Origin of the sequence: Pseudomonas entomophila, assembly GCF_013523125.1 — a bacterium.
GTDB classification, from domain to species: domain Bacteria; phylum Pseudomonadota; class Gammaproteobacteria; order Pseudomonadales; family Pseudomonadaceae; genus Aquipseudomonas; species Aquipseudomonas entomophila_B.
In genome coordinates, this window is the sequence record NZ_JAAMQJ010000026.1 from 1 (window position 1) to 24,731 (window position 24,731).

General features: G+C 67.5%; 20 protein-coding genes. 10 read left to right on the forward strand and 10 right to left on the reverse strand.

What is annotated here, in order from left to right; all coding sequences use genetic code 11:
* Positions 1-255: 255 nt before the first annotated feature.
* The 7 genes from G7007_RS14115 to gshB form a co-directional block, all read right to left on the reverse strand.
* Positions 256-1,527 (reverse strand): dihydroorotase, encoded by a 1,272-nt coding sequence (locus G7007_RS14115; protein WP_181102626.1) that lies wholly within the window; start codon positions 1,525-1,527, stop codon positions 256-258.
* Positions 1,524-2,528: an aspartate carbamoyltransferase catalytic subunit gene (locus tag G7007_RS14120; protein ID WP_181102628.1), complete on the reverse strand. Its 1,005-nt coding sequence runs from the start codon at positions 2,526-2,528 to the stop codon at positions 1,524-1,526. The genes G7007_RS14115 and G7007_RS14120 overlap by 4 nt, the downstream gene beginning before the upstream one ends.
* A 10-nt stretch (positions 2,529-2,538) precedes the next feature.
* The gene (gene pyrR, locus G7007_RS14125; RefSeq protein ID WP_181102630.1) at positions 2,539-3,057 is read right to left on the reverse strand and encodes a bifunctional pyr operon transcriptional regulator/uracil phosphoribosyltransferase PyrR; all 519 of its coding nucleotides are present in this window, start codon (positions 3,055-3,057) and stop codon (positions 2,539-2,541) included.
* Positions 3,058-3,106: 49 nt separating this feature from the next.
* Entirely contained in the window at positions 3,107-3,538 is a 432-nt protein-coding gene (gene ruvX / locus G7007_RS14130) for a Holliday junction resolvase RuvX (protein WP_181102632.1), read from the reverse strand.
* Entirely contained in the window at positions 3,538-4,107 is a 570-nt protein-coding gene (locus tag G7007_RS14135) for a YqgE/AlgH family protein (RefSeq protein WP_181102634.1), read from the reverse strand. Before G7007_RS14135 ends, ruvX begins: the two co-directional genes overlap by 1 nt.
* 228 nt (positions 4,108-4,335) lie before the next feature.
* Positions 4,336-5,241 (reverse strand): energy transducer TonB, encoded by a 906-nt coding sequence (locus G7007_RS14140; RefSeq protein ID WP_181102636.1) that lies wholly within the window; start codon positions 5,239-5,241, stop codon positions 4,336-4,338.
* A gap of 107 nt (positions 5,242-5,348) precedes the next feature.
* Positions 5,349-6,302: a glutathione synthase gene (gene gshB / locus G7007_RS14145; RefSeq protein WP_181102638.1), complete on the reverse strand. Its 954-nt coding sequence runs from the start codon at positions 6,300-6,302 to the stop codon at positions 5,349-5,351.
* Positions 6,303-6,733: 431 nt separating this feature from the next.
* On the opposite strand from gshB, the gene G7007_RS14150 reads away from it, so the two are divergent.
* From G7007_RS14150 to trhA, 7 genes are all read left to right on the forward strand, one after another.
* On the forward strand, positions 6,734-7,138 hold the full coding sequence (locus G7007_RS14150; protein WP_181102640.1) for a response regulator: 405 nt from the start codon (positions 6,734-6,736) through the stop codon (positions 7,136-7,138).
* A 44-nt stretch (positions 7,139-7,182) separates the two neighbouring features.
* The gene (gene pilH, locus G7007_RS14155; protein WP_181102642.1) at positions 7,183-7,548 is read left to right on the forward strand and encodes a twitching motility response regulator PilH; all 366 of its coding nucleotides are present in this window, start codon (positions 7,183-7,185) and stop codon (positions 7,546-7,548) included.
* A complete protein-coding gene (locus tag G7007_RS14160; RefSeq protein ID WP_181102644.1) occupies positions 7,545-8,099 on the forward strand; it encodes a chemotaxis protein CheW in 555 nt (184 codons plus the stop codon). The genes pilH and G7007_RS14160 overlap by 4 nt, the downstream gene beginning before the upstream one ends.
* A 14-nt stretch (positions 8,100-8,113) precedes the next feature.
* Positions 8,114-10,174: a methyl-accepting chemotaxis protein gene (locus G7007_RS14165; protein WP_181102645.1), complete on the forward strand. Its 2,061-nt coding sequence runs from the start codon at positions 8,114-8,116 to the stop codon at positions 10,172-10,174.
* Complete coding sequence (locus G7007_RS14170) at positions 10,171-15,135, forward strand: hybrid sensor histidine kinase/response regulator (RefSeq protein WP_181102646.1); 4,965 nt, start codon at positions 10,171-10,173, stop codon at positions 15,133-15,135. Before G7007_RS14165 ends, G7007_RS14170 begins: the two co-directional genes overlap by 4 nt.
* Entirely contained in the window at positions 15,128-15,586 is a 459-nt protein-coding gene (locus G7007_RS14175; RefSeq protein ID WP_181102647.1) for a chemotaxis protein CheW, read from the forward strand. The genes G7007_RS14170 and G7007_RS14175 overlap by 8 nt, the downstream gene beginning before the upstream one ends.
* Positions 15,587-16,214: 628 nt before the next feature.
* The gene (gene trhA, locus G7007_RS14180; protein ID WP_181102648.1) at positions 16,215-16,832 is read left to right on the forward strand and encodes a PAQR family membrane homeostasis protein TrhA; all 618 of its coding nucleotides are present in this window, start codon (positions 16,215-16,217) and stop codon (positions 16,830-16,832) included.
* 24 nt (positions 16,833-16,856) lie between these two features.
* Here trhA and G7007_RS14185 read toward each other — a convergent pair whose 3' ends face one another.
* Together G7007_RS14185 and G7007_RS14190 are read right to left on the reverse strand one after the other, a co-directional pair.
* Positions 16,857-17,576, reverse strand: coding sequence for a 16S rRNA (uracil(1498)-N(3))-methyltransferase (locus tag G7007_RS14185; RefSeq protein WP_181102649.1), 720 nt, complete (start codon positions 17,574-17,576; stop codon positions 16,857-16,859).
* Positions 17,577-17,649: 73 nt separating this feature from the next.
* Positions 17,650-19,056, reverse strand: coding sequence for an adenosylmethionine--8-amino-7-oxononanoate transaminase (locus tag G7007_RS14190; RefSeq protein WP_181102650.1), 1,407 nt, complete (start codon positions 19,054-19,056; stop codon positions 17,650-17,652).
* A gap of 201 nt (positions 19,057-19,257) precedes the next feature.
* On the opposite strand from G7007_RS14190, the gene G7007_RS14195 reads away from it, so the two are divergent.
* The 3 genes from G7007_RS14195 (at position 19,258) to G7007_RS14205 (ending at position 22,532) form a co-directional block, all read left to right on the forward strand.
* Positions 19,258-21,162 (forward strand): flavin monoamine oxidase family protein, encoded by a 1,905-nt coding sequence (locus G7007_RS14195; protein ID WP_181102651.1) that lies wholly within the window; start codon positions 19,258-19,260, stop codon positions 21,160-21,162.
* Between the two features lie 195 nt (positions 21,163-21,357).
* Positions 21,358-21,912: a cytochrome b gene (locus G7007_RS14200; RefSeq protein ID WP_181102652.1), complete on the forward strand. Its 555-nt coding sequence runs from the start codon at positions 21,358-21,360 to the stop codon at positions 21,910-21,912.
* 35 nt (positions 21,913-21,947) lie between these two features.
* On the forward strand, positions 21,948-22,532 hold the full coding sequence (locus G7007_RS14205) for a YceI family protein (protein WP_181102654.1): 585 nt from the start codon (positions 21,948-21,950) through the stop codon (positions 22,530-22,532).
* Positions 22,533-22,673: 141 nt separating this feature from the next.
* On the opposite strand, the gene G7007_RS14210 is transcribed toward G7007_RS14205, so the two are convergent.
* Positions 22,674-24,575 (reverse strand): DEAD/DEAH box helicase, encoded by a 1,902-nt coding sequence (locus G7007_RS14210; RefSeq protein ID WP_181102655.1) that lies wholly within the window; start codon positions 24,573-24,575, stop codon positions 22,674-22,676.
* Positions 24,576-24,731 lie beyond the last annotated feature (156 nt).

Consider the following 24,731-nt stretch of genomic DNA (forward strand, 5'->3'; position numbering starts at 1 on the left):
GACGAGTGGTGGGGGGGACGGGCTGGAGGCTGCAAGCTACAAGCTACGAGCTACAAGTGGCCTGGCTGTGGAGAGAGGGTGGCTGGCGTGTGGGCCCTGCGGGCCCAATCGCGGCCGGTCCGGCGCCCCGGCAGGGGCCGCTCACCCACCGCTGTGGTGCAGGCAGCCGCGGTGCCCTGTGGGGGGGGCGTGCCGCGATGGGCCGCCAAGCGGCCCCAGACTCGCAACGTCGCTACTGCCCTGAGCAATACCCGCTCACCCCTCGTGACACACCCGCCCATCGACCAACGTGTAGCGAACCGCCCCCGGCAGGCAATGCCCGATGAACGGGCAGTTCTGCCCCTTCGAATGCCAGTGCTCGCCCGCGACGGTGGAGGCCTTGGGATCGAAGAGCACCAAGTCGGCCGCCGCGCCCACTTTCAACGCACCCGCCGACAGGCGCAGGGCCTCGGCCGGGCCTTGGGTCAGGCGGGCCAGCAACGTCGGCAGGTCCAGCAGGCCGTCCTCGACCAGGGTCATGGCCAGCGGCAGCAGGATGTCGACGCTGCTGATGCCCGGCTCGGTGGCACCGAACGGGGCCAGCTTGGCGTCGCGCTCGTGAGGCTGGTGGTGGCTGGAGATCGCCTGGATCACCCCCGACTTCACCGCCTCGCGCAGGCCGTCGCGGTCCGCGGCGGTGCGCAGCGGTGGCTGGACGTGGTACAGGCTTGAGAAGTCGCGCAGCGCCTCGTCGGTCAGGATCAGCTGGTACAGCGCCACGTCGGCGGTCACCGGCAGGCCGAGGGCCTGGGCCTGGGCGATCAACCGTGCGCCACGGGCGCTGGTGATCTGCGTGAAGTGCGCCCGCACGCCGGTCTGCTCGACCAGCAGCAGGTTGCGCGCCAAGGCCACGGTCTCGGCCGTTTCGGGAATGCCCGGCAGGCCGAGGAAGCTGGCCATCGGCCCTTCGTGGGCCAGCCCGCCCTGGGCCAGGTCGCGGTCCTGGGAGTGGAAGATCACGGTCAGGTCGAAGGTCGCGGCGTACTCCAGCGCGCGTGCCAGGGTCCGGTTGTTGCCGATGCTGGTCAGGCCGTTGCCGAAGGCCACGCACCCGGCGTCGCGCAGGGCGACCAGTTCGGCCAGTTGCTCGCCTTCCAGGCCCTTGGTCAACGCGCCGATCGGGAAGACCTTGCTGTGGCCGGCGTCCCGGGCACGGTCGAGGATCAGCTCGGTCACCGCCGAGGTGTCCAGCACCGGCTTGGTCTGCGGCGGGCAGCACAGGCTGGTGACGCCGCCGGCGACCGCTGCGCGGGTTTCGCTGGCGATACTGCCCTTGCGGCTGTAGCCCGGCTCACGCAGGGCCACGTCGAGGTCGACCAGGCCGGGCGCGGCCACCAGGCCCTGGGCCTGGATGATCCGTTGCGCTTCGAACCCGGCAGGCGCCTGACCGATCGCCAGCACCTTGCCCTGGTCCAGGTGCAGGTCGGTGATCTCGTCCAGCCCGCTGTGGGGGTCGATGACCCGCGCGCCAAGAATGCTGATGCTCACAGGGCGTTCTCCTGAGCGAATTGACGTTGCGCGGTCTGCCCGCTCATGGCCATGGACAGCACCGCCATGCGCACGGCGATGCCGTAGGTGACCTGGTTGAGAATGACCGAGTGAGCCCCGTCGGCCACCGCCGACTCGATCTCCACGCCCCGGTTGATCGGCCCCGGGTGCATGACGATGGCATCCGGCTTGGCCACGGCCAGGCGCGCAGTGGTCAGGCCGAACAGGCGATAGAATTCGCCCTCGCTGGGCAGCAGGCCGCCGGCCATGCGTTCGCGCTGCAGGCGCAGCATGATCACCACGTCGACGTCCTTCAATCCCTCGGACAAGTCCGTATAGACCTTGACGCCGTATTGCTCGATGCCGATCGGCAGCAGCGTCTTGGGGCCGATCACGCGGATGTCCGGGCAGCCCAGGGCCTTGAGCGCCAGCATGTTGGAGCGGGCGACGCGCGAATGCAGGATGTCGCCGACGATGGCCACCGAGAGGTTTTCGAAGCTGCCTTTGTGGCGGCGGATGGTGAGCATGTCGAGCATGCCCTGGGTCGGGTGCGCGTGACGGCCGTCGCCACCGTTGATCACCGCCACGTCCGGACAGACGTGTTCCGCGATGAAGTGGGCAGCGCCCGAGTCGGAGTGCCGCACCACGAACATGTCGGCAGCCATGGCCTCGAGGTTGCGCAGGGTGTCGAACAGCGTCTCGCCCTTGCTGGTCGAGGAGGTCGAGACGTTCAGGCTGATCACGTCGGCCGACAACCGCTGGGCGGCCAGCTCGAAGGTGGTGCGGGTGCGCGTGGAGTTCTCGAAGAACACGTTGCAGACCGTCTTGCCGCGCAGCAGCGGGACCTTCTTGACGGCACGCGCGCCGACCTCGAGGAAGGAGTCGGCGGTGTCGAGGATTTCGGTCAGCAGCTCACGGGGCAGGCCGTCGAGCGAAAGGAAATGGCGCAGCTGGCCCTGATCGGTGAGCTGCAGCGGGCGCTTGGCGTCGAGTGGCGTCATCGCGAGGTTCTCAAGGGGCGGTGGCAGGGACGAGGTCCTGGCGCTCGAGGGCGAGCGGCGTGGGGCCGGACAATTTTACCCGTTCGTGGGCGTCCAGCGACAGCGTGGCGCCGAGCACGTCGGGGCGGATCGGCAGCTCGCCGGCCTCGAGGTCGAGCAGGCAGACCAGGGTGACGCTGGCAGGGCGGCCATAGTCGAACAGTTCGTTGAGCGCGGCGCGAATGGTGCGGCCGCTCATCAGCACGTCGTCCACCAGCACCAGGTGCTGGCCCTCGATCTCGAACGGCAGCGCCGACGGGCGTACCTGAGGGTGCAGGCCGTTCTGGCTGAAATCGTCGCGGTAGAACGACACGTCGAGCGTGCCCAGGGGGCTGTCATCGCCCAGCTCGGCCTGCAGGGCCTGGGCGACCCAGACGCCTCCGGTGTGGATGCCGATGAAGCGGGGCGTGTCGATGGCGCGGCGCGTCAGGTGCGCGCGCAGGTCCACGGCCATCTGCCGAACCAGGTCGGCGGGATTGGGTAGGCTCATGCTTGCTCCTCAAGAAGCCGGGCGGCCCCGGCCTGAAACCGATGTCGAATCATTGTCCGGCGTTGGCGTCCAGCCAGCCTTGCAACAGCAAGGCCGCGGCGATGGCGTCCACGGGGTTGTCGCGATAGCTGCCACGCTGGCCGCCCCGGGCCAGGCGCTCGCCCTTGGCCTCGAAGGTGGTCAGGCGCTCGTCATGGGTGTGCACCGGCAGGTTGAAACGGCCATTCAGGCGCCGGGCGAACTTCTCGGCGCGCGCGCTCATGTCGCTGGGCGTGCCGTCCATGTTCAGGGGCAGCCCGACCACGATCGCGTCGGGTTTCCATTCGGCGACCAGGCGCTCGACCTGGGTCCAGTCCGGGACACCGTTCTGGGCCTTCAAGGTGCACAGCTCACGGGCTTGACCGGTGACCACCTGGCCGACCGCCACGCCGATCTGCTTGGTGCCGTAGTCGAAACCCAGCAGCAGACGCAACCCGGCCATCAGGCGTGACCTGCCTGGCGGGTCAGCAAATTCAGGTCGATCCCGAGACTGCTGGCCGCAGCGGCCAGACGCTCGTCGCTGCGGGTGTCGAACAGGATGCGCGGGTCGAACGGGCAGTTCAGCCAGGCGTTGTCGGCCAGTTCGGCCTCCAGTTGACCGGCTTCCCAGCCTGCGTAGCCCAGGGTGATCAGGCTCTGCCGAGGGCCGGTGCCCTCGGCGATGGCGAACAGCACGTCCTGGGAGGTCGACAGCGAGACGCCCTGCAGCTCGACGGTGCCCTCATAGCCGGCATCCTGGCTGTGCAGCACGAAACCTCGCTCGGTCTGTACCGGCCCGCCCTGGTAGATGGGCACGTGCAGGCAGCCCGGCGAAGGTTCTTCGTCGGGACGCAGCTGCTCGAGGATGTCGGCCAGGCTCAGTTCCTGCGGACGATTGACCACCAACCCCATCGCACCGTTGGCATTGTGCTCGACGATGTAGGTCAGCGTATGGGCGAAGTTCGGGTCGCTCATGTGGGGCATGGCGATCAGGAACTGATGCTTGAGGTAGCTGGGGGTATGGTTTTTCATGTTCGATAGTGTGGCGCCAGGCGGGGCGGGCCGCAAGGTGGCGTGTGGGGCGGGGCGTTACAAGGGGTGAGTGGCAGGTTGTGAGCGGCAAGTTGCAAGCGACAAGCCGCGATGTGGCTGAGCCCGTATGCTTGGCTGGGAGACGGTGGGGCCGTCAATTCGCACAATCGATACTGGATCTTGGACGTTTCGAAGAACCCTCGCCCAACGCCACTTGCCTCTTGCCCCTCAATTGCTGGACAACCGATCCCCCCGCGCGAAGCGCCAGGTACGGATGATCTCCAGCCGGTCGAACTCGGCCAGGTCGCCGGTGAAGGGCGCGAAGGGCGCTGCCAGCCTGACGATCCGCTGGGCTGCCTGGTCCAGCAGGGGCTGGCCGGACGATTCGAGCACCAGCACTTCGTACAACGAACCGTCCCGGTTGATCGACACCATCATCCGCAGGCTGCCGTAGATCTGCTGGCGGCGCGCCTCGTCGGGGTAGTTCAGGTTGCCGATGCGCTCGACCTTCTTGCGCCACTCTTCCTTGTACCAGGCGCCCTTGTCGCGCAGGGTCGAGGCGGCGTTGAGTCGGTGGATGCGCGGCCGCTTGGCGTATAGCTGCTGTTCATGGGACAGCTCCGCCTCCAGGCTGGCGATCTGGCTGGACAGCTGCGAGCTGTCGAACTCGGGCGCGGCAGGCTCGGGCGTGGGTTTGGGTGGGGTGGCCTTGGGCTGGCTGACCGCCTTCTCCGGCTTGGGCGTGCGCGTGGCCACGGCGGTCTTTTCCGGCTTGGGGGGCGCCGGGACCGGAGGTTTGGCGACCGGCGGCGGCGCCACCTTGTTGACCTTGCTGTCCTGGAACGGCGCGACCTCGGTGGTGGTCGGCACGGCCTTCTTGTCCAGCGTGCCGCTGCCCTGCTGGTTGTCCTGCGCCTGGTAGTCGGCCTTGTCCGGCGCCTTCTCGCTCTTGAAGATGGCGAGCGTGATGTCCATGGAGCGTCGGACCTCCTTGGGCACGTCGTAGGAAAAGCCCAGGCCCAGGATCAGACCGAGGTGTATCAGGGCCGCCAGGGCCACGGTGAGGCCCAGCCGGCCGCTTGGGCGTCGGCGGGCTGAGCGCAGGGTATCGGGAATGTCGGCAGGCAACGTCATCGGGCATCCAGCGAACCGCGAAAGCCGGCGGCGCCAGGGCGGGCACGCCGGTCAGGAAAGAAGACCGGCATGATACCGCACTCTGTCGGCGCGCCTGGCGTCAGTGATCAACGCGCCTTGAGCTGGCGCTCGATGGTGTCCATCAGGCGGGCGCCGATCCGGGTGTCCTGCGCGGCGTCGATCTCGCGGATGCAGGTCGGGCTGGTGACGTTGATCTCGGTGAGGTAGTCGCCGATCACGTCCAGGCCGACGAACCACAGGCCTTTCTCGCGCAGGGTCGGGCCGACCTGGGCGGCGATCCAGCGGTCGCGCTCGGTCAGTTCGCGTACCTCGCCCCGGCCGCCGGCCGCCAGGTTGCCGCGGGTCTCGCCCTTGGCCGGAATGCGTGCCAGGCAGTAGGGCACCGGTTCGCCATCGATCATCAGGATGCGCTTGTCGCCGTCGACGATCTGCGGCAGGTAGGCCTGCGCCATGATCTGCTGCTGACCGTGCTGGGTCAGGGTCTCGAGGATCACCGACAGGTTCGGGTCACCCGGACGGTGACGGAACACCGAAGCGCCGCCCATGCCGTCCAACGGCTTGAGGATGACGTCGCCGTGGGTGCTGGCGAATTCGCGCAGGATGTCGGCACGGCGGCTGACCACGGTGGGCGCCATGCACTGGGGGAAACGGGTGGCGAACAGCTTCTCGTTGCAGTCGCGCAGGCTCTGCGGACGGTTGACCACCAGCACGCCTTCGGCTTCGGCCTGTTCGAGCAGGTAGGTGCTGTAGACGAACTCCATGTCGAAGGGCGGATCCTTGCGCATCAGGATCACGTTCAGCTCGGCCAGCGGGCTGTCCTGCTCCTCGCCCAGCTCGAACCAGCGTGCCGGATCGGCGAAGACCGTGAGCGGACGCATCTGCGCCCGCGCCTGGCCGGCGCCCAGGTACAGGTCGCGCTGTTCCATGTAGAACAGCGACCAGCCGCGCGCCTGGGCGGCCAGCAGCATGGCCAGCGAGCTGTCCTTCTTGTACGAGATGCCCGCAATGGGGTCCATGACAATCCCGAGGCGAACGCTCATGGGGAATTCCTCTTGGCGGCGAGGCCGCGGTGATTCGATTGAAAGTCGCTCAGGGTGGCGCCGAGTGCACGGCGGGTCAAGGGGAGAGCGGCAAGTCGTCAGTGGCAAGCGGCAAGCGGCAAGCGGCAAGCGGATCGGCGTCGTGAGTGCCAACCGTGCAAAATTGAGGATGATCGTGGCAGAGGAGGTTGTGCCGGGGGGAACGACTCGCCCAGCGCCGCCATTTTCGTTGACTCCCCCGCCCCAACCGCGCACGCTCCCTACTTGCTACTTGCTACTTGCTACTTGCAGCTTGCAGCTTGCAGCTTGCAGCTTGCAGCTTGCAGCTTGCAGCTTGCAGCTTGCAGCTTGCAGCTTGCAGCTTGCAGCTTGCAGCTTGCAGCTTGCAGCTTGCAGCCCCGCCCAGCCCCGCGACACCCGAGGTCCACGCCATGGAACATCCGCTGAAGGTGATGGTGATCGACGATTCCAGCACCATCCGTCGCACCGCCCAGATCCTGCTGGGTGAAGCCGGCTGTGACGTGGTCACCGCCAGCGACGGATTCGAGGCCCTGGCCAAGATCGTCGAGCAGACGCCCGACGTCATCTTCGTCGACGTGCTGATGCCGCGCCTGGACGGCTACCAGACCTGTGCGGTGATCAAGCACAACAGCACCTTCAAGGATACCCCGGTGATCCTGCTGTCCTCCCGCGACGGGCTGTTCGACAAGGCGCGGGGCAAGGTGGTGGGCGCCGACCGGTTCCTGACCAAGCCGTTCAGCCGTGACGAACTGCTCGACGCGATCAAGGCCCACGTACCCGGTTTCGTCGCCGGTCAGGAACGACACGCCTGCTGATGTCGCATAAGATGGCGGTACCGATTTCTCCCAGGGGACACAGCATGGCTCGAGTTCTGATCGTCGACGACTCACCGACGGAAATGTACAAGCTGACCGCGATGCTCGAGCGTCACGGGCATCAGGTGCTCAAGGCCGACAATGGCGCCGATGGCGTGGCCCTGGCGCGTCAGGAAAAACCCGACGCCGTGCTGATGGACATCGTCATGCCCGGCATGAACGGCTTCCAGGCGACCCGGCAGTTGAGCAAGGATGCCGAGACCAAGGCCATCCCGGTGATCATGGTCACCACCAAGGACCAGGAGACCGACAAGGTCTGGAGTCAGCGGCAGGGGGCACGCAGCTACCTGATCAAGCCGATCGAGGAACACGACCTGCTCCAGGTGCTCGAAGGCGTGCTGCCACGTTGATCTCGCGCCAGCCCCATGCGGCGCCCACGGCGTTCGAGCTGTTGCTGGAGATCGACCGGCGCTGCCGCCTGGTGGCCGCCGAGCAGCCGTTCCAGGCCAGCCGCGCCGAGCAGTGGAGCGGGATCGGCTTTCGCATCGCCGGGCAGTGGTTCGTCGCCCCCATGGGCGAGATCGCCGAGGTGCTCGACGAACCACGCAGCAGCCGTGTCCCAGGCGTACAACCCTGGGTACGCGGCATCGCCAACCTGCGCGGCCGGCTGTTGCCGGTGATGGACCTGAACCGTTTTCTCGGCCTGGGCCACGTGGCGCCTGGCAAGCAACGCCGAGTGCTGGTCCTGGACCACGAGATGGTGTTCGCCGGTCTGCTGGTCGATGAAGTGGTAGGGCTTCAGCACTTTCCCACGTCGTCGCTGCAGGCGGCCGTGCCACAGCCGCTGTTGCGCGCTGCCGTACCGTATGTCCGTGGCCATTTCGTGGCCCAACGCACCTGGGCCGTGTTCAGCCCACATGCCCTGGCGCAGGCACCCGGCTTTCTCGACGTGGCGCTGTAGAGGACCTTCGTACCGTGAGCACACCTGCCACTCCCGTCATTTCCCCACGTCCGCGCAGCAGCGTGCAGATCACCGTGCTGTTCGGGGTGCTGATCCTGTCGATCGTGCTGCTGTTCGCCAACTTCACGCACCTCAACACCCAGTCGGCCTACGACAAGCAGTACATCGGGCATGCCGGCGAACTGCGCGTGCTGTCCCAGCGCATCGCCAAGAACGCCACCGAGGCCGCGGCCGGCAAGGTCCTGGCCTTCAAGCTGCTGAGCGATGCGCGCAACGACTTCGAGCGCCGCTGGAGCTACCTGAAGGCCGGCGACAAGACCACCGGCCTGCCGGCCGCACCGCGCGAAGTGCATGACGAGATGCGCGCCGTGCAGCGCGACTGGGAGACCTTGCGCGGCTACACCGATACCATCCTGGCCAGCGAGCAGACCGTGCTGTCGCTGCACCAGGTCGCGGCGACGTTGGCCGAAACCGTCCCGCAATTGCAGGTCGAGTATGAAAAGGTGGTCGAGATCCTGCTGCAAAGTGGCGCTCCGGCCAGCCAGGTGGCAGTCGCCCAGCGACAGCTGCTGCTGGCCGAGCGCATCCTCGGCTCGGTCAACACCGTGCTGGCCGGCGACGACACGTCCGCGCGGGCTGCCGATGCCTTCGGCCGCGACGCCAGCCGCTTTGGGCAGGTGCTGGACGGGATGCTCAACGGCGACGCATCGATCCAGGTGACCCGGGTCGAGGATGCCGATGCGCGCGCGCGGCTGGCCGAGATCGCCGAGCTGTTCCAGTTCGTCGCCGGCTCGGTCGACGAGATCCTCGAGACATCGCCCGGGCTGTTCCACGTGCGCGAGGCCGCCGGCAGCATCTTCAGCCTCTCGCAGACGCTGCTCGACGAGGCGTCGCACCTGGCCAACGGCTTCGAGCACCTGGTCGCCAGCCGGACCCTGGACACGCTGGGCGGGTACGCCCTCGGCCTGCTGGCGCTGACCTCGATCCTGCTGATCGCCTCGATCATGGTGCGGACCACGCGGCGGCAGCTGCGCGATACCGCACAGAAGAACGAACGCAACCAGCAGGCGATCATGCGCCTGCTGGACGAGATCGAAGAACTGGCCGATGGCGACCTGACCGTGACCGTGTCGGTGACCGAGGACTTCACCGGAGCGATCGCCGACTCGATCAACTACTCGGTCGACCAGTTGCGCGACCTGGTCCTGACCATCAACCAGAGTGCCGAGCAGGTGGCCAGCGCCGTGCAGGAAACGCACACCACCGCACGGCAGTTGGCCAAGGCCTCGGAGCACCAGGCCGAGCAGATCAGCGAGGCCTCCCTGGCGGTGGGCGACATGGTCGAATCCATCGATCGGGTCTCGGCCCACGCCTACGAGTCGGCCAAGGTAGCGGAACGCTCGGTGGCCATCGCCAACAAGGGTAACGAGGTGGTGCACAACACCATCGAGGGCATGGACAACATTCGCGAGCAGATCCAGGACACCGCACGGCGCATCAAGCGGCTGGGCGAATCGTCCCAGGAGATCGGCGACATCGTCAGCCTGATCGACGACATCGCCGACCAGACCAACATCCTGGCCCTGAATGCGGCGATCCAGGCCTCGCTCGCCGGCGAGGCCGGACGCGGGTTCGCGGTGGTTGCCGACGAGGTGCAGCGCCTGGCCGAGCGTTCCTCGTCGGCGACCCGGCAGATCGAAGCCCTGGTTCGCGCGATCCAGACCGACACCAACGAGGCCGTCATCTCCATGGAGCAGACCACTGCCGAAGTGGTCCGGGGCGCGCGCCTGGCCCAGGATGCCGGCGTGGCGCTGGCCGAGATCGAAGGCGTGTCGCAGACCTTGGCCGAGCTGATCCACAGCATCTCCGACGCGGCGCAGTTGCAGACCTCGTCGGCCGGACAGATCTCCCACACCATGGCGATCATCCAGCAGATCACCGCCCAGACCTCGGCCGGTTCCGGCGCGACTGCCGACAGCATCCGTCACCTGGCGCGCATGGCCAGCCAGATGCGTCGTTCGGTGTCCGGCTTCACGTTGCCCGCACCGACGCCTGCGCCCGAGTCCACGCAATGACCGTCCGCCCAGAGCGCCCGTCCGTGCCACGCGACGTCCATGACGCGGTCGCGCTGGTGTGGACGCACGAGGCCGTCGGTGACTGCCTGGCACAGGCGCGGCAGGCGCTCGAGCGGTTCGCCGGTGCGCCCCACGAGCCCGACGTGCTGGGCGCCTTGCTCGACCACGTTCACCAGGTGCACGGCTGCCTGCACATGCTCGAGTTGCGTGGGGCGGCGCACCTGGCGTTGGAGATCGAAGCGCTGGCCCAAGCCTTGGCCATGGGGCAGATCGGTGTGCGCGGCGACGTGCTCGGCGCCCTGTTCAAGGCGCTCGAGCATTTGCCCATCTACCTGGAGCGACTGCGCAGTGCACGGCGCGACCTGCCCCTGGTGATCGTGCCCTTGATCAATCAGTTGCGCGCCTGTCGCGGCGCCGAGGCCTTGAGCCCAGGCAGCCTGTTCGAAGGCGAGCTGGCCGGGCAACGCCTGGCCGGGGCCGACGACCTGGCCAACCTGGACCTGTCATTGGGCGCCTGGCGGGAACGCTTGCAGACCGGGCAAGGCCACGATGCCTTGCGCTCGGTGGTCGAAGCGTTGTGTGGCGACCTGCTGCGGATCAAGGAGCGCCTCGATGCGTCGGCGCGCGAGGCGAACCAGCACGGGGCGCTGGAAGCACTGCTCGCGCCGCTGCGGCAGGTCGCCGACACCTTGGCGGTGCTGGGCTTCCAGCAGCCGCGGCGGGTGATCATCGACCAGGTGCTGGCCTTGCAAGGGCTGATCCAGTGCGACCTGAACGACGATGGCACCGTGTTGATGGATGTCGCCGGTGCGCTGCTGTACGTGGAAGCCAGCCTGCACGGCATGCTCGGCACGCTCGAGGAGACCGGCCAGCTGGCGCTTCCGGGGACTGACCTGGCGCAGATTCGCCAGCAGGTGCTGAGCGAGGTCCTGGTCAACCTGGCGCAGGTCAGGGACGCGCTCGCCGACGGCCTCACCGAGGTGTCCACGGACGAGCACCTGTGCCTGTCGTCGGCCCTGCTGCGCCAGGCGCAGGGCGCCTTGCGCATGCTGATGCTGCCTGAGCTGGCCCAGGTGCTGGAGGGCTGCGCCGCTTACCTTGACGGCCTCGGACGTCAGGCCGCTCCCACGCCGCCCGCCGAGGCCATGGCCGCCTTCGCCGAAGCCTTGAGCGCCGCCGAATGCAGCGTGCAATGGCGCGTCGCCGACCCCCAGGCCGACATCGCCGGCTTCCTCGAGCGGGCCCAGGCGCGTCTCGCCGACCTGGGGATCGTGCCGGGTGCGTCGAGCGCTGAGTCTGTCCTGGCCGAGCGCAGCGTCGACGCTGAACTGCGCGCTGTGTTTCTCGAAGAAGCCCAGGCCCTGCTGCCGGCCCTGGAGCGGCACTGGTTGCGCTGGCGCGCCGAAGCCCATTCGCACGCGGCGCTGGTCGAGGTGCGCCGCCTGCTGCACACCCTCAAGGGCAGTGGCCGCATGGTGCAGGCCCAGGCCATCGCCGAGCTGGCCTGGGCTGCCGAGCACGTGCTCAACCGTACCCTGGAAGGGCGTGCGGCCCTGAGCGGCGAGGCGCAAACGGCGCTGCAGCAGGCGCTGGCGACCTTGCCCGACCTGCTGGGCGAGTATGCCGCAGGAGACACGTCTGCACAGGTGCCCTGGGTCGACCTGGCCGAGCACCTGCACGCCCTGGCGCTGGACCCTGCGCAGGCGCCGCATGCGACCGAGTCGCTCGATCCGCGCCTGCTGGACATCTTCGCTCAAGAGGCGCACGAACACGTCGACGTGTTCGACGACTTCCTGGCAACAACCGAGCCGACCGGTACCCCGGTCACCGACGCCGTGCAACGTGCGCTGCACACGCTCAAGGGCAGCGCCGCGATGGCCGGTGTCCTGCCGATCGCCGAACTGGCCACGGCACTCGACCGCCTGGTGCGCGAGTACAAGGCCCACCAGTTGCCCGTGACGCAGGACGAACGGGCGCTGCTGGCGGAAGCGCATCGGCTGCTGGTGCACGGCCTGGACGCGCTGCCGTCCAAGCCTCTGAACGCGCTGCCGGGCGCCGATGCCTTGATCGAACGGCTCGGCGCCTGCGTCGATGCGCGCCTGCTGACAGCGCAGGCCCATGACGGCCCGGCCCAGCGCCCGCGTCGCGATCCCCAGGTGATCGCCGGTTTCCTCGCCCAGGGCATGGATCTCCTGCTCGACGCCGAATCCGTGCTGTCGCGCTGGCGGGAGCAGCCTGGCGTGCGCCAGTCCCTGGACACCCTGCTCGATGAACTGACGGCCTTCGGCCAGGCCGCGCACCAGGCCGATCTGTGGCAGGTCGACGAAGTCTGCGAAGCCGTGCTCGACCTGTATGGCGCCGTCGAAGAAGGCAGCCTGATGGCCGATGTTTCGTTCTTCGAGCATGCGCAGCAGGCGCACGAGACGTTGATCGACATGCTCGACGAGCTGGCTGCCGGCCAGGACGTCACGGCCAGGCCGGCCTGCGTGGCGACCTTGCGCGCGCTGCTCGAGGCGGCGTTGGACCCGGCATCGACCGGGCTGCTCAGCCCCGAGCACGGTGTGGTCGACCTGGGCCAGGCGCCGGCGACGCTGTCGCTCGACGACGACCGGCAGCCGTCCCGTCAGGCCGAGCGCCCTTCGGGCCTGGACAACCGGCCTGTCGCCAGCGCCGACCCGCACTGGCGCGGGGACAACGAACTGCTGGACGTCTTTCTCGAGGAAAGCGCCGACATCGTCGAGAGCGTCAGTGCGTCGCTGTCACGCTGGCAGGCCGATTCGCGCAACACGGTGGAGGTCGACAACCTGCTGCGCGACCTGCACACGCTCAAGGGCGGTGCGCGCATGGTGCAGATCAGCGCCATCGGCGACCTGGCCCACGAGCTGGAATTTCTCTACGAATGGCTGGCCGCCGGGCAGTTGCCGCCCAGCCCGGCACTGTCCAGCCTGCTGCAGACCTGCCACGACCGGCTGGCGCACATGCTCGATGCGGTACGCCTCGGCCAGCCCCTGCACGCGGCCACGGCCCTGATCGACCACATTCGCAATTTCAGCAGCGCGGCCCTGAACGACAATGCCGCGCGCCGCACGCCGGTGCCACTGGCCGTGGCCGAGATGCCGGCCGCCCTCCCTGAGCGAGCGGTCGGCGACACGGTGAAGGTGGCGGCCGAGCTGCTCGACGACCTGGGCAACCTGGCCAGCGAACACGCCATCGTGCGTGGCCGCGTCGAGCAGCAGATCAACGATGCCCAGGTGGCCTTGAACGAAATGGAGACCACCCTCGAGCGCATGCGCGATCAGTTGCTCAGGCTCGACGGCGAGACCCAGGGCCCGCTAGGCCGCCTGGCGACCGAGGGCGATGCCTACGAGGACTTCGACCCGCTGGAAATGGACCGCCATTCGCACCTGCAGCAACTGTCCCGGGCCTTGTTCGAGGCCTCCTCGGACCTGCTCGACCTCAAGGAGACGCTGAGCCAGAAGGCCCAGGCGGCCCAGGGGTTGCTGCTCCAGCAGGCCCGGGTCAACAGTCAGTTGCAGGAGGGCCTGATGAGCACCCGCATGGTGCCGTTCGAACGGCTGGTGCCGCGCTTGCAGCGGGTGGTGCGCCAGGTCGCCAGCGAGCTGGGCAAGCAGGTCGAGCTGCTGGTGGAGAACGCCGAAGGCGAACTCGACCGCAGCATCCTGGAGCGCATGGTCGCGCCCCTCGAGCACATGCTGCGCAACGCCGTGGACCATGGCCTGGAAAGCCGCGAAGCGCGCCTGGCCGCGGGCAAGCCGGCCCAGGGCAGCATCTGGCTGAACCTGCTGCACGAAGGCGCCGACATCGTCATCGAGATGAGCGACGACGGCGCCGGGGTGCCGCTCGAGGCCGTGCGCCGCAAGGCGATCAAGCGCGGCCTGCTCGACCCCCAGGCGCGCCTGAGCGACCACGAGATCCTGCAGTTCATCCTGCGTCCGGGGTTCTCCACGGCCGAACGGATCACCCAGATCTCCGGGCGCGGGCTGGGCATGGACGTGGTCCACGAGGAGGTCAAGCAACTGGGCGGTTCGATGAGCATCGCCTCCAGTCCGGGCAAGGGCGCGACCTTCTCCATCCGCCTGCCGTTCGCCGTGTCGCTGAACCGGGCCCTGATGGTCAACCTGGATGACGAGCAATACGCGATCCCCTTGGACACCCTGGAAGGGATCGTCCGGGTGCCGCCTGCCGAACTCGAAGCCTGCTACCAGCGCCAGCCGCCGTCCTATGCCTATGCCGGCCAGCAGTATCAGCTGCGCTACCTGGGCGATGTGCTGCAAGGCAATCCGCAACCGCGCCTGATCGGGCAGAGCATGCCGGTGCCGGTGCTGCTGGTCCATTCGGTCGACCAGGCCTTCGCCATCCAGGTCGACAGCCTGTCGCCCAGCCGCGAGATCGTCACCAAGAGCCTGGGCCCGCAATTCGCCGCCGTGCCGGGGCTGTCGGGGGCCACCTTGCTGGGCGATGGCCGGGTGGTGCTGATTCTCGACCTGCTGGGGCAGTTGCAGGGCCAGCAGCGACGCCGTGCGCGCCTGCCCGATACCCAGGCGCCCGCGTTCGGCGAAGCCGCTCGACCGCCGCTGATCCTGGTGGTCGACGATTCGGTGACCGTGCGCAAGGTCACCACCCGCCTGCTGGAGCGCCATGGCATGCAGGTGCTGACGGCCAAGGACGGTATCGATGCCATGATGGTCCTGGACGAACGGCGCCCGGACCTGGTGCTGCTGGACATCGAGATGCCGCGCATGGACGGCTTCGAGGTGGCCACGCGCATTCGCCGCGACCCGCGCTTGCACGACCTGCCGATCATCATGATCACCTCGCGCACCGGCCAGAAGCACCGCGAGCGCGCCATGGCCATCGGTGTCAACGAGTACCTGGGCAAGCCTTATCAAGAGTCGGTGCTGCTGCAGAGCATCGCGCAGTGGAGTGCACCCCATGCTTGAACATGCCGCCGGACAACGCAGCAGCCTCACCGGCCTGCTGTTGCCCCTGGCCGACCGTCACTTGGTGCTGCCCAACGTGGCAGTCGCCGAGCTGCTGGGCCAGCGTGGCGAGCTGCTCGAACAGGGCCGGACCGAGTGGCACCTGGGCTGGCTGACCTGGCGCCAGCAACGTCTGCCGCTGATCGGCTTCGAGGCGGCCTGCGGCGGCATCACGCCGGTGGGGGCGTGGACCAAGGTGGTGGTCCTCAACGCGTTGGGGGAGACCGGGCTGCGCCACCTGGCGATCCTGTTGCAGGGGCTGCCACGTTCCTGCCGGCTGGACAGTCAGCTCAACTATGTCGACGTGCCCCTGGCGCCGCTCGAACTGGCGGCCGTCCAGGTGGGCGATGTGGTCGCGCGGGTACCGGATCTGCCGACCCTGGAGCGGCGAGTGGCCGACGCCGGATTCTGAGCGTCATGCCTTTCAACGTCTTTGGAAAAAGCCCCGAGACAGGGTCATGGTTGCACCCACAGATTCATCGGCACGACGCAGGCAAGCGCAGCCCTCCTGTGGGGCTTGCCCGCGATGGCGTCCGGCCCATCACCGCCTGCATCGCGGGCAAGCCCCACAGGGTGGTGTCCGAGCGGATACATGCCGGCAGGTTTCATGCGGGCTGGGTGGAAGCTGGCTTGCCAGCGATAGGGCCTGTTCAGCCCCTGCAAGGTGAGTAGGCCGGCGCTCTGTCTGTCGGCGATGCAGCAAGGCTGCCGACGCTATCGCGGGCAAGCCCGCTCCCACAGGGTGGTGTCCGAGCGGATACATGCCGGCAGGTTTCATGCGGGCTGGGTGAGAGCTGGCTTGCCAGCGATAGGGCCTGTTCAGCCCCTGCAAGGTGAGTAGGTCGGCGCTCTGTCTGTCGGCGATGCAGCGAGGCTGTAGACGCCATCGCGGGCAAGCCCCACAGGGGATGAGTCGCTCTGCCAGATCGGCGATGTGGTCCACCTCGCGTTAGTCAAAAACGTTGGAAACCCTGGTTCTGAGCGTCCAAGCCGCTGGCATCGCGACGGAACCCGATGCACACCCCAAGGTCAGTTCTGGCATGTATTACGGTGAACGTTTCAATGCCTGGACACACCTGGTCGGTGCCCTGCTGGCGTGCCTGGGGGCCGTCTGGCTGATCGTGAGCGCGGGCCTGCAGGGCGACCCCTGGAAGGTCGTCAGCGTCTCCATCTACGGCGCCACGCTACTGTTGCTCTACAGCGTCTCGACGCTCTACCACAGTACGCGCGGGCGCACGAAAGTCATCCTGCGCAAGCTCGATCACCTGTCGATCTACCTGCTGATCGCCGGCAGCTACACGCCGTTCTGCCTGGTCAGCTTGCGCGGACCCTGGGGCTGGAGCCTGTTCGGCGTGGTCTGGGGTCTGGCGGTGATCGGCATGCTGCAGGAAATCAAGCCGCGCTCGGAAGCCCGGGTGCTGTCCATCATCATCTATGCGCTGATGGGCTGGATCGTGCTAGTGGCCGTCAAGCCGCTGCTCGCCACGCTGGGTGGTGCCGGCTTCGCCTGGCTCGCCGGCGGCGGCGCGTTCTACACCATCGGCATCCTGTTCTTCGCCTACGACAAGCGCTTCCGCCACTGGCACGGGATCTGGCACCTGTTCGTCATCGTCGGCAGCCTGATGCACTTCGTGGCGGTACTCGGCTTCGTGCTGTAGAGCCCCACGCAGACTTGCCTGGCCTCAGAAGTCGCCCCAGAGCTGCTGCGCCACCGCCAGCGCCACCACCGGCGCGGTCTCGGTGCGCAAGACCCGTGGCCCCAGGCGTGCGGCCTGGAACCCCTTGCCCTTGGCCTGCTCGACCTCGGCGTCGCTCAAGCCGCCTTCAGGCCCGATCAGGAAGGCCAGGCGGGCAGGGCGCTCGTGGGTGCTCCAGGGCTCGGCCACCGGGTGCAGGACCAGCTTGAGATCGGCTTCGGTGCGGGTGATCCACTCGGTCAGGGGCATCGGCGGGTGGATCACCGGCAACGTGGAGCGACCGCACTGCTCGCAGGCGCTGATCGCCACCTGCCGCCAGTGGGCCATGCGCTTGTCGGCGCGCTCGTCCTTGAGGCGCACTTCGCAGCGCTCGCTGACGATCGGCGTGATCTCGTGGGCGCCCAGCTCGGTGGCCTTCTGGATTGCCCAGTCCATGCGCTCGCCCCGCGACAGCCCCTGACCCAGGTGGACATGCAGAGGCGACTCGGGCTGGCCTGGCAAGACCTGGTCCAGGGTCACGCGCACGCTTTTCTTGCCCACCTCCAGCAGCTGGCCGCGAAATTCCTGGCCGCTGCCGTCGAACAACTGCACGGCATCACCGGCTGCCAGACGCAGCACGCGGCCGATGTAGTGGGCCTGGGCTTCGGGCAGGTCGTGTTCGCCAAGGCTCAAGGCGGCATCGATGAAGAAACGGGACACTCTCATGAAGGGGCTCTGCTCACAGGGGTGAAGGGGCCGGAGGCCCGATGGATCGTCGGTGGGGCGCGCCGGGCACGCCTCAGCCCGGGTCTCGGAAGTCGGGGTGGAAGCCCTCGGGCACGCTCACGCTGACCCGCTCGCGGGTGGCCAGATCGATGCCTTCGGTAGCCACCTCGGCCAGGAAGTCGATCTGCTCCGGCGTGATCACGTACGGGGGCAGGAAGTAGACCACGCTGCCCAGCGGCCGCAGCAGGGCTCCGCGAGTCAGGGCGTGCTCGAAGACCTTCAGGCCGCGTCGCTCCTGCCAGGGGTAGGCCACCTTGCCGGCCTTGTCGCGGACCATCTCGATGGCCAGGGCCATGCCGGTCTGGCGGACCTCGGCGACATGCGGATGATCGACCAGGTGCGCGGTGGCGCTGGCCATGCGCGTGGCCAGGGCCTTGTTGGCCTCGATCACCTGATCCTGCTCGAAGATGTCCAGGGTCGCCAGCGCGGCGGCGCAGGCCAGGGGGTTGCCGGTGTAGCTGTGCGAATGGAGGAAGGCGCGCAGCGTCGGGTAGTCGTCGTAGAAGGCCTGGTAGACATCGTTGGTGGTCAGGCAGGCGGCCAGTGGCAGGTAGCCGCCGGTCAGGGCCTTGGACAGGCACAGGAAATCCGGGCGGATCCCGGCCTGCTCGCAGGCGAACATCGTCCCGGTGCGGCCGAAACCGACGGCGATCTCGTCATGGATCAGGTGCACGCCGTAGCGGTCACAGGCCTCGCGCAGCAGACGCAGGTACACCGGGTGGTACATGCGCATGCCACCGGCCCCCTGGATCAGCGGCTCGACGATCACGGCGGCGATGCTGGCATGGTGCTCGGCCAGGGTCTGCTCCATGACCGCGAACAGGGTGCGCGAGTGTTCCTCCCAGCTCATGCCCTCGGGCCGCAGGTAGCAGTCCGGGCTGGGCACCTTGATCGTGTCGAGCAGCAGGGCCTTGTAGGTTTCGGTGAACAGCGGCACGTCGCCGACCGACATGGCGGCGATGGTCTCGCCATGGTAGCTGTTGCTCAGGGTGACGAAGCGCTTCTTGTCCGGTTGGCCGCGGTTGAGCCAGTAGTGGAAGCTCATCTTCAGCGCCACCTCGATGCACGAGGAGCCGTTGTCGGCGTAGAAGACCCGGTCCAGGCCTGCCGGGGTCAGCGCCACCAGGCGCTCGGACAGTTCGATCACCGGCTGGTGACTGAAACCGGCCAGGATGACGTGCTCGAGCTGGTCGACCTGGTCCTTGATGCGCTGGTTGATGCGCGGGTTGGCGTGCCCGAAGACATTGACCCACCAGGAGCTCACGGCGTCCAGGTAGCGCTTGCCCTCGAAGTCCTCCAGCCACACCCCCTCGCCGCGCCTGATGGGGATCAGCGGCAGCCGCTCGTGGTCTTTCATCTGCGTGCAGGGATGCCACAAGACCTCGAGGTCACGTTGCATCCACTGTTGATTGAGGCCCATGGTCGTTCTCCTGGCGGGTGGCGCGGACATGCGCGGCAAGCCTATGCAATGCGCCGCGTCAGGACAACCCACAATCATCGCGCGATCGGAGGCGTGCCGTGCTGGCAGGCATGATGGCCCTCGCGTATTCTTCGCCAGTCTCTTCCCCTAGAGGGTGTTCTGCCCTCGACTTCCTCGCCCTTGAACCGGAGTTCAGCAAAGATGGCTGGTGGTTGGCTGCGCGTGTGCGCGTTGTTAGTGATTGGCATGTCGGGCAGCGTTGCGCTGGCCCAGGACAAGACCGCGATCGTGGTCGGGGGCGGGCTGGCCGGCCTGGCCGCCGCCGTCGAGCTGCAGGACAAGGGCTGGCAGGTGACCGTGCTCGAGGCCAAGCCCAGCGTCGGCGGGCGTTCGGGCCTGGCCACCAGCGAGTGGATCGGCAAGGACAAGGTCCAGCCAGTGCTCAACCACTACCTGGAGCGGTTCAAGCTGCAGACCCTGCCGGCGCCGGAATTCGTCCGCACGCCGGGCTACCTGATCGACGGCGAGTACGTGAGCAGCGCCGACCTGGCGGTCAAGCAGCCGGCCACGGCCGACGCCATCACGCGCTACGAGAAGACCCTGGACGATCTGGCCCGCTCGATCGACGACCCCCTGGACCCCAAGGCCACCAGCACTCTGTTCGCCCTGGACCAGATCACCGTGTCCAGCTGGCTCGACAAGCTGCAGCTGCCTGCCACCGCGCGGCAGCTGATCAACCAGCAGATCCGCACCCGCTACGACGAGCCGTCGCGCCTGTCGCTGCTGTACTTCGCCCAGCAGGCGCGGGTCTACCGCGGTGTCAACGACCGTGACCTGCGTGCCGCGCGCCTGCCCGGCGGCAGCCCGGTGCTGGCCCAAGCGTTCGTCAAGCAGATCAAGACCCTCAAGACCACCTCGCCGGTCAGCGCGATCAGCCAGGACAAGGACGGCGTCACGGTCAAGGTTGGCGGTGTCGGCTACCGGGCGGATTACGTGGTCATGGCCGTGCCACTGCGCGCGCTGGCCAAGATCCAGGTCACGCCGGGGCTGGACAACCAGCACGTGTCGGCGATCAAGGCGACCAACTACGGCTGGCGCGACCAGTTGCTGCTGAAGTTCAAGAAGCCGGTGTGGGAAAGTCGCGCGCGCATGTCGGGTGAGATCTACAGCAACGCCGGGCTCGGCATGCTCTGGATCGAGCCGGCGCTCAAGGGCGGTGCGAACGTGGTCATCAACCTGTCGGGCGACAACGCACGCCTGCTGCAGGCCTTCGGTGACAAGCAGATGGTCGACCAGGTGCTGATCCGCTTCCATGCCTTCTACCCGCAGGCACGTGGCGCGTTCAGCGGCTACGAAGTGCGCCGCTACAGCACCGACGCCAACACCGCCGGTGCCTACCTGGCGTACGGGCCTGGGCAGATCAGCAAGTACTGGCGACTGTGGGAGCGTCCGGTGCAGCGTATCGCCTTCGCCGGCGAGCACACCGATGCGCTCTACCCCGGCACGCTGGAAGGCGCGCTGCGCAGTGGCCAGCGCGCCGCCAGCCAGGTGCAGGACCTGGCGGCGGGCAAGTCCTTCGACCCGGTCAAGGCCGCACCGGTCGCCGCAGCGGCTGCCGCTGGCGCTGCCAAGGCGTCGGCTTCCAAAGGGGAGAGCGGGTTCTTCTCCAAGCTGTTCGGCGGTTGGGGCAAGTCTTCCGACACACCGAAGGCGGTCGAGCCCGCCGCACCGGCAGCCCCAGGCAAGGCCGCTGACGCTCAGCCGGAGAAGCCCGGCTTCTTCAAACGCCTGTTCCACTGGGGTGGAACGACCCCTGCGCCAGCCTCGACACCAGCGCCAGCCCCGGCACCTGTCACGCCCCAAGCCAAGGACGCGACACCTGCGAGCGCCCCGGCGCCCGCTGCCGAAGCGCCCGCACCGGCCGTTGCAGCGCCCAAGGCCGTCGCTGGCAAAGCGGCCCCTGGTCATGTGAAGACACCGGCCAAAATGGCTCCGGTCAAGCACGCCAGCCCGCACAAGGCGACCCCGCCGGCGACCCACAAGGCGCCCGCCAAGCCGACGAAGCACACCCCGCCCACCAAGGGTTCACCCGCTCCGGTGAACTGATTCCCCAGGACAAGGGCGTTGAAACCTCGGCGCTCTTGTTGCATCGACTCGCGCACTGGCTATCGTTAACGTTTCCTTAACAGCCAGTGACGAGACTCATCATCGTGAATGTCGATCATTTGGAGCAGGTTTTTCCGCTTTCATTCGATCTATTAAACGCTAGTCTATGCCCAGTGCTCACAGGAACTCGACCCCATGCAACTGCGTAACACGCCTTCTCGGTACGGTTGGATCAGCATCGCGCTGCACTGGAGCGTCGCGCTCACGGTGTTCAGCCTGTTCGCGCTGGGCCTGTGGATGGTCGATCTGGATTATTACGACCCCTGGCGCAAGGCCGGGCCCGACCTGCACAAGAGCATCGGCCTGACCTTGCTGGCCGTCATGCTGGTGCGAGTGCTATGGCGCCTGCTCAGCCCGCCGCCGCCGCCTGCGCTGCCCAGCCACGGTGGTTTCACCCGTGTCGCGGCCAAGACCGGGCACCTGGCGCTGTACCTGGGGTTGTTCGCGGTCATGCTGGCCGGTTACCTGATCTCCACCGCCGACGGCGTCGGCATCCCGGTGTTCGGCCTGTTCGAGGTACCGGCGCTGGTCAGCGGCCTGCCCGATCAGGCCGACACGGCGGGCACCGTTCACCTTTACCTGGCCTGGGGTCTGGTGATCTTCGCCAGCCTGCACGGGCTGGCTGCGCTCAAACATCATGTCATCGACCGGGACGCGACCTTGCTTCGCATGCTCGGCCGCAACGCTTGATGCTCAACTCACACTTGCAAAGGAAGGACCTGAGAATGTTGAAGAAGACGTTTGCCGCACTGGCGCTTGGCACCGCACTGTTCACCGCTGGCCAGGTCATGGCTGCCGATTACACGATCGACAAGGAAGGCCAGCATGCCTTCGTCGACTGGAAGATCAGCCACCTGGGCTACAGCTTCATCCACGGCACGTTCAAGGACTTCGGCGGCACGTTCAGCTGGGACAGCGCCAAGCCCGAGGCGAGCAAGATCAGCGTCGACCTGAAGACGGCCAGCCTGTGGTCCAACCACGCCGAGCGTGACAAGCACATCGCCAGCGCCGACTTCCTGGACGTCAAGCAGTACCCGGACGCGAAGTTCGTCTCGACCGCCGTCAAGCCAACCGGCGACAAGACTGCCGACGTGACCGGCGACCTGACCTTGCACGGCGTGACCAAGCCGGTGACCTTCAAGGCCGTGTTCAATGGCGAAGGCAAGGATCCGTGGGGTGGCGAGCGTGCCGGCTTCAATGCCAAGACTACGCTGACGCTGAGCGACTTCGGCATCAACGTCGCAAAACTGGGCCCGACGTCCCAGACGCTGGACCTGGACATCAGCCTGGAAGGCGTGAAGCAGAAGTGATGTGAGCGAAGGGCGTCATCGGCAGAAGCGCCGCTTCTGCCGGCGCCCGATGCCAGATACACGAAAGGCCAGAGGGCGCTAGCCCCTGGCCTTTTCGTTGTGCGTCCGTTTGCCGGCCCCAGCAGGGCCGGCAGGGATTGCTCAGCCCTTGCGGGTCAGCAAGGCCGGACGCTCACCCCGTGGACGCCCTGGGACGTCATCCAGCTGCTCGGGCGTCGGGTAACGGTCGAGCTTGGATTCCTTGCGGATGATCACGGGTTGGTTCTGCGGCTCGCGTGGACCGCGGACGGCCGGCTCCTGCCGGTTCAGGTCGTCACGGCCGCCGGCGGGTCGATTGCGTCCCTGGGCGTTGTCACGGCGCGCGCCACCGTTGTTGCGTGGACGCTTGTCACCGCCGTTCGCGCCGCCGGCACCACCCCGAGGAGCGTTCGTCCCACGGCCTTGGCCGCCTGCGGGCGTGCGCGGTGCGCCTTGCCCCTGGCCTTGACCTTGACCGTCACCGGACTTGCCACGGTTACGGCCCTGGTTACGGTTCTGGTAAGGGCTGACGTAGTCGGCACGGTTGCCGAAGTTGTCGACCTCATCGTCCAGGAAGACTTCCGGGTCGCGGTCGGCCCGTGCGGCAGGGGCGCCGTCCTGCGGCTTGCCGGACGCCGGTTGGCGCGGCTTGTTGTCACGCGGCTTGCGAGCTGGACGACCGTCGGCCGCCGGCTTGTCGCTGCGCTCGGTTCTGTCGTTCTTCTCGCCCGACGCCTTGGCAGTGCCCTGACGCGCCTTGCCCTTGTCCTTGCCTTTGTCCTTGCGCCCGCCGGCATCATCGGTGCGGGGCTGGTTGCGCCCGCCACGGCCCTGTGGCTGGCGTTCACGGACTTCCGGCTTCTCGGCTTCCACCTGGCTGGCATCGAAGCCCATCCAGTCGCCATCGGGGATGCGCTGACGGGTGACGCGCTCGATGCTCTTGAGCAGCTTCTCTTCGTCCGGCGCCACCAGCGAGATGGCCTCGCCGGAGCGGCCCGCACGACCGGTACGGCCGATACGGTGCACGTAGTCTTCCTCGACGTTCGGCAGCTCGAAGTTCACCACGTGGGGCAACTGGTCGATGTCCAGGCCGCGCGCGGCGATGTCGGTGGCCACCAGGATGCGCACGCTGTTGGCCTTGAAGTCGGCCAGCGCCTTGGTGCGCGCGTTCTGGCTCTTGTTGCCATGGATCGCGGCGGCGGTCAGGCCGTGCTTCTCGAGGTATTCGGCCAGGCGGTTGGCGCCGTGCTTGGTACGGGTGAACACCAGCACCTGTTCCCAGGCACCCAGGGTGATCAGGTGGGCCAGCAGGGCGCGCTTGTGGCTGGCGGCCAGGCGGTAGACCCGTTGCTCGATGCGCTCGACCGTGGTGTTCGGCGGCGTGACTTCGATGCGCTCGGGGTTGTGCAGCAGCTTGTCGGCCAGCTCGGTGATGTCCTTGGAGAAGGTTGCCGAGAACAGCAGGTTCTGGCGCTTGGCCGGCAGCCGGGCCAGGACCTTCTTCACGTCATGGATGAAGCCCATGTCGAGCATGCGGTCGGCTTCGTCGAGTACCAGGATCTCGACGCGCGAGAGGTCGACGCTGCCTTGGCCGGCCAGGTCGAGCAGGCGACCCGGGCAGGCGACCAGCACGTCCACGCCCTTGGCCATGGCCTGCACCTGCGGGTTCATGCCGACGCCGCCGAAGATGCAGGCGCTGACGAACTTGAGGTCGCGGGCGTAGAGCTTGAAGCTGTCGTGCACCTGGGCCGCGAGCTCGCGGGTCGGTGTCAGGACCAGGACGCGCGGCTGGCGCGGGCCGTGGCGTTGCGATTTGTCCGGATGACCCGCCGGGAACAGGCGCTCGAGAATCGGCAGGGCGAAGCCGCCGGTTTTACCCGTCCCTGTCTGTGCGGCGACCATCAGGTCGCTGCCTTGCAACACGGCGGGAATCGCCCGCTGTTGCACGGGGGTCGGCTGGGTGTAGCCCGCAGCCTCGATAGCGCGGACTAGAGCCTCGGAGAGACCGAGGGAGGCGAAGGACATGGGCAATCCTGTTCTAGTGGGGGCTGAGCCCTATGGGATGATCGTGCCTGGCGCGATGGGCATCGAGGGATGCGATCGCGTCCGGTACTGCTGGATCTTTCGATGCAATCAAGGGTGGCGCGACGACGCGAGTCGCGTGTCACTGCCGTTCGAATG